At 67.1% G+C, this 4,796-nt stretch carries 3 protein-coding genes; all 3 read left to right on the top strand.

From position 1 onward, the window contains the following. The first annotated feature begins 138 nt into the window (after positions 1–138). On the top strand, positions 139–1,281 hold the full coding sequence (gene flhB / locus P3W85_RS37265) for a flagellar biosynthesis protein FlhB (RefSeq protein ID WP_017225872.1): 1,143 nt from the start codon (positions 139–141) through the stop codon (positions 1,279–1,281). Then, positions 1,278–3,365 (top strand): flagellar biosynthesis protein FlhA, encoded by a 2,088-nt coding sequence (gene flhA, locus P3W85_RS37260; protein ID WP_276268472.1) that lies wholly within the window; start codon positions 1,278–1,280, stop codon positions 3,363–3,365. Before flhB ends, flhA begins: the two co-directional genes overlap by 4 nt. A 13-nt stretch (positions 3,366–3,378) precedes the next feature. Next, positions 3,379–4,796, top strand: a 1,418-nt coding sequence (gene flhF / locus P3W85_RS37255; protein ID WP_276268471.1) for a flagellar biosynthesis protein FlhF, incomplete at its 3' end; no start/stop codon positions are given.

Below are 4,796 nucleotides of genomic sequence, written 5' to 3'. Positions count from 1 at the left end.
CCGCGCGTCGCGCCACTGGTGCCGCCATTGCGCAAACAACACCGGAATCCCCGCCCTATTCCCCCTAATGCCCACGGGTTCGCGCTCCGATAATCGTCCCTGACGAACGGCCGCATGCCGCTTCGTAACGGAGCGGCCATGTCCGAAGAAAGCGATCTCGAGAAAACCGAACCCGCCTCAACCCGGCGCCTGGAAAAGGCGCGCGAGGAAGGGCAGGTCGTGCGCTCGCGCGAGCTCTCCACGCTGATCATGCTGATGAGCGGGGTGATCGGGCTGTCGACGCTGGGCGGCACGCTGGCCAGCAAGCTCGATGCCGTGATGCACGCCAGCCTTGCTTTCGAGCCGGCCACCGCCTTCGATCCGGCGCGCATGATGTCGCGCTTTGCCATGGCGGTCTGGGATAGCCTGCTGGCTTTCCTGCCGCTGCTGCTGTTCTTCGGCGTGGCGGCGCTGGCCGGTCCCATGCTGCTGGGCGGCTTTCTGTTCTCGGCCAAGTCCTTCTCTCCCGATTTCTCCCGCCTGTCGCCGCTCAAGGGCCTGGGCCGCCTGTTCTCCGCGCAATCGCTGGTGGAACTGGTCAAGGCCATCGCCAAGGCGTTGCTGGTCGGCAGCGTGGCCGCCTGGGTGCTGTGGCGGCGCTTGCCGGAAGCCGTCGCGCTGATGAGCGCGCCGGTGCATGAAGCCCTGCTGCACATGCTGGAACTGGTGATGAGCTGTTCCGCCATGGTGGCGGCCTCGCTGGTGCTGGTGGCGGCGCTCGACGTGCCCTGGCAATACTGGACCTTCTACAAGAAGCTGCGCATGACCAAGGAGGAGGTCAAGAAGGAGCACAAGGAGAGCGAGGGCGATCCGCACGTCAAGGGCCGCATCCGTCAGCAGCAGCGCGCCATGGCGCGCCGCCGCATGATGTCGGAGGTGCCCAAGGCCGACGTGGTGGTGACCAACCCGACCCACTTCGCGGTGGCCTTGCGCTACGAAGAAGGCCGCATGAGCGCGCCGCGCGTGGTGGCCAAGGGTAGCGAAGCCATCGCCGCCCGCATCCGCGAGATCGCCGCCGAGCATGGCGTGCCCTTGCTGTCGGCACCGCCGCTGGCGCGCGCGCTGCACCGTCACGTGGATCTCGGCCAGGAAATCCCGGCGGGCCTGTACACAGCCGTGGCCGAAGTGCTGGCCTGGGTCTATCAACTGAAGCACTGGCACCACACCAACGGCCCGCACCCGGATGCCCCCTCCGGATTGTCGGTGCCGGACGAGTTTGCCGTACCGGAAAGTCACGCATGAACGCATTGACCTCGCTGTTCAACCTGCCAGGAGCACGGGCAGGCGGCCAGATGAAGGCCCTGGCAGGCCCGCTGCTGATCATCATGATCCTCGGCATGATGATCCTGCCGCTGCCCCCCTTTGTGCTGGACCTGCTGTTCACCTTCAATATCGCGCTGTCGATCATGGTGCTGCTGGTGGGCATGTACACCCAGAAGGCGCTCGATTTTGCCGCCTTCCCTGCCGTGCTGCTGTTCTCGACGCTGCTGCGTCTGTCGCTCAATGTGGCCTCGACCCGCGTCGTGCTGCTGGAAGGCCACACCGGGCCGGATGCCGCGGGCAAGGTGATCGAGGCCTTCGGCCACTTCCTGGTGGGCGGCAACTTCGCCGTGGGTATCGTGGTGTTCGCAATCCTGGTGGTGATCAACTTCATGGTGATCACCAAGGGCGCGGGGCGTATCGCCGAGGTGGGCGCGCGCTTCATGCTCGACGCCATGCCCGGCAAGCAGATGGCGATCGACGCCGATCTCAACGCGGGCCTGATCAATGAAGACGGTGCCAAGAAGCGCCGCGCCGAGGTCTCGCAGGAATCGGACTTCTACGGCGCCATGGACGGCGCCAGCAAGTTCGTGCGCGGAGACGCCATCGCCGGCCTGCTGATCATGTTCATCAACGTAGGCGCCGGCATGGTGGTGGGCATGCTGCAGCACGACCTGGACTTCTCGACCGCGGTGCGCAACTACACGCTGCTGACCATCGGCGATGGCCTGGTGGCGCAGATTCCCGCACTGGTGATCTCCACCGCAGCCGGTGTGATCGTGTCGCGGGTCTCCAACGAGCAGGACGTCGGCCAGCAGCTGACCGGACAGCTGTTTTCCAACCCGCGCGTGCTTTACCTGACCGGCGGCATCATCGGCATGATGGGCCTCATCCCGGGCATGCCCCATTTTGCCTTCCTGGTATTCGCCGGGGCGCTGATCTGGTTTGGCCGGTTCGTGGCGCGGCGCGACCAGACGGTGGCGCAGGAAAAGAAGCGCGAGGAGCGCGCCCCGGCTGCGGCGCCCGAGTCGACCGAAGCCACCTGGGACGACGTCACCCTGGTCGATCCGCTGGGCATGGAAGTGGGCTATCGCCTGATCCCGCTGGTGGACCGCGCGCAGAACGGCGAACTGCTCGGCCGCATCAAGAGCATTCGCAAGAAGGTGGCGCAGGAGATCGGCTTCCTGGTGCCGGTGGTGCATATCCGCGACAACCTCGAACTCAAGCCCAACGCCTATCGCATCACGCTCAAGGGCGTGGAGATCGGCCGCGGCGAGGCGGCACCCGGGCAGTGGATGGCGATCAACCCCGGCCAGGTCTCCGGCGCGCTGCCGGGCACGCCGGGCCGGGACCCGGCCTTCGGCCTGCCCGCCGTATGGATCGAGAGCGGCCTCAAGGAGCAGGCGCAGACCTTTGGCTATACCGTGGTGGACGCCAGCACGGTAGTGGCCACTCACCTCAATCACCTGATCCACACGCACGCGGCCGAGTTGCTTGGCCGGCAGGAAGTGCAGGCGCTGCTCGACCGCATCGCCAAGGAATCGCCCAAGCTGACCGAGGACCTAGTGCCCAAGGTCATCACGCTCACGGCGCTGCAGAAGATCCTGCAGAACCTGCTGGATGAAAGCGTGCCGATCCGCGACATGCGCACCGTGCTGGATGTGGTGGCCGAGCATGCGCCCAAGATCAGCGATCCGAACGAACTGACCTCGCTGGTGCGGATTGCGCTGGGGCGCGCCATTACCCAGCAGTGGTTCCCCAACGGTGCCGATCTCCAGGTCATCGGCCTCGACGCCGGGCTTGAACGTGTGCTCTCGCAAGCGCTCACTAACGGCGGCGGCATCGAACCGGGCCTGGCCGACGCCCTGCTTCAGCAGACGCAGGGTGCGGTCGCACGGCAGGAACAACTGGGGCTGGATCCGGTGCTGCTGGTGCCGCATCCGCTGCGGCCGCTGCTGGCGCGCTTCCTGCGCCGGACCATGCCCCAGCTCAAGGTGCTCTCGCATGCCGAGGTGCCGGACAACCGAAATATCAGGATCACCGCAATGATCGGTGGCGCAGCGTGAGGGGTTTCGCAGAATGAGCGTAGCTAAATTCGTGGCGGCCAATGGCCGCGAGGCCCTGCGCCAGGTGCGCGAGGCGATGGGGCCGGACGCCGTAGTGCTGTCCAACCGCACTGTTGAAGGTGGCGTGGAGATTGTCGCCATGCGCGATACCGATCTCGGCGCCATCTCCAGCAGTGCGCCTGTCTTCGCGCCACCGCCCGCCGCGGTTGCCGTCGACGGCGCCCTGGGCGACCTGCGTGGCGAACTGCAGACCATGCGCGCCATGATGGAGCGGCAGTTCTCCGGCGTGGGCACCCATAGCCTGCCGTCGATGGGCGGCGATCCGCTGCGCGACTCGTTGTTTACCTGGCTGGTGACCGCTGGCTTCTCCGGGCAACTCGCGCGCACCCTGCTTGGCCATCTTCCGCTGGGCCATGACCGGCCTGCCGCCATGACCTGGATCCGCCAGGAACTGGCACGCAAGGTGCCGGTGCTGAACGACGAAGATGCGCTGTTCGCCCAGGGCGGCGTACTGGCCCTGGTCGGACCGACCGGCGTGGGCAAGACCACCACCACAGCCAAGCTGGCCGCGCGCTTCGTGCTCAAGCACGGCCCGGAACGCCTGGCCTTGCTGACCACCGACACCTTCCGTATCGGCGCGCACGAACAACTGCGCATCTACGGCGACATCCTTGGCGTGCCCGTGCACGCGGTCAAGGACGCGGCCGACCTGCGCTTCGCGCTGGCGGCGCTGACCGACAAGCACCTTGTGATCATCGACACCGTCGGCATGAGCCAGCGCGACCGCAACCTGTCCGAGCAGATCGCCATGCTGGCCGGCGTGCAGGCGCCTGTGCAGCGCATCCTCCTGCTCAACGGCGCCAGCCATGGCGACACGCTCAATGAGGTGGTACATGCCTATCGTCATGACGCCACGCCGGACGGCGGTATCGACGGATGCATTGTCAGCAAGCTGGATGAAGCCACGCACCTGGGCTCCGTGCTCGACGTGGTGATCCGGCACCGCCTGCCGGTTTACTACGCCTCCACCGGCCAGCGCGTGCCCGAGCACCTCGAGCTCGCCAGCGGCGCGGCTCTGGTGGAGCGCGCCTTCCAGACGCCGCGCCGCGGCTCGGTCTTTGCCGACGCCGAAGCCGCGCGGCGCGCCATGCCGCCGCAGGACGACAGCGACACCGCCCGTGGCGCGGGCTCCGGCGGTGCCGATGGCATGCTGCGCTCGCTCACCGACAGCGCCAATGCGGTGGGCGATTGCGTCGAGCGGCTGAACGCGGGCAGCTATGGCTTCGATCTGGCCCGTACCCTATGGCAGCAGCGTGCCGAGAGCACGCCTTCGCCGCGGTTGATGGCGCAGCAGGTGCGCGAGGCCGCGTGCCGCGACCTGGGCCGCCATTGCGATCGTTTCGTGCTGGCGCTGAGCGCCACGGTGGCCAC

Source organism: Cupriavidus basilensis (genome assembly GCF_029335485.1).
In the GTDB taxonomy this organism is placed as follows: domain Bacteria; phylum Pseudomonadota; class Gammaproteobacteria; order Burkholderiales; family Burkholderiaceae; genus Cupriavidus; species Cupriavidus basilensis_E.
The sequence above is the reverse complement of the archived record's forward strand: the minus strand, read 5'-3'. Positions and strand labels throughout refer to the sequence as shown.